Source organism: Microbacterium testaceum (assembly GCF_001476285.1).
In the GTDB taxonomy this organism is placed as follows: Bacteria; Actinomycetota; Actinomycetes; order Actinomycetales; family Microbacteriaceae; genus Microbacterium; species Microbacterium testaceum_B.
Window position 1 is genome coordinate 1 of the sequence record NZ_LDRU01000154.1, and the last position, 604, is coordinate 604.

The following is a 604-nucleotide window of genomic DNA, read 5'->3' on the forward strand; positions in this document are numbered from 1 at the left end:
GGCCTCCGCAACGACCTCGCGCCGGTGCTGTTCTGGTACAACAAGCCGCTGCTCGACCAGTTCGGATACTCCGTCCCCACGACGTGGGAGGACTACGAGGCGCTCAGCGACAAGATCGCCGCCGAGCACCCCGGCTACATCCTCGGCTCGGTCGGCGACTCGTTCCAGGCCCCCTACGTGTACTACTGGGGTGCCGAGGCCCCGATCTTCCAGGTCGACGGCAACACCTTCACCTCGAACTTCTCCGACCCGAACTCGAAGAAGGCGACCGATCTGATCGACCACATGCTGGCCAACGGCACGCTCGTGACCGACAGCGTCTTCGGCGCCGACTTCGTGTCGAAGTACAAGGACAAGCTCGTCGGCATCCCCGGCCCGGCCTGGTACGCGGGCGCGCTGTTCGACAACGAGAAGAGCCTGAACTACACCGCCGGCACCATCGGCGCCGGTGCTCCGCTCACGTGGTCGGACGGCGACAAGGTGACCGGCAACGTCGGTGGCGGCGTCTGGTACTCACCGAGCCCCCCGAATCACCTCGAGGCCGTGAAGACCTTCACCACGTCACTCCCGAGCTCCACCGCATCAGTAAACGCCCCCTCCGGTT

The 604-nt window shown here is 65.6% G+C and carries 1 pseudogene; it reads left to right on the forward strand.

What is annotated here, in order from left to right:
• Positions 1–604 (forward strand): annotated as a pseudogene (locus NS283_RS18090) (extracellular solute-binding protein); the annotation flags it as partial.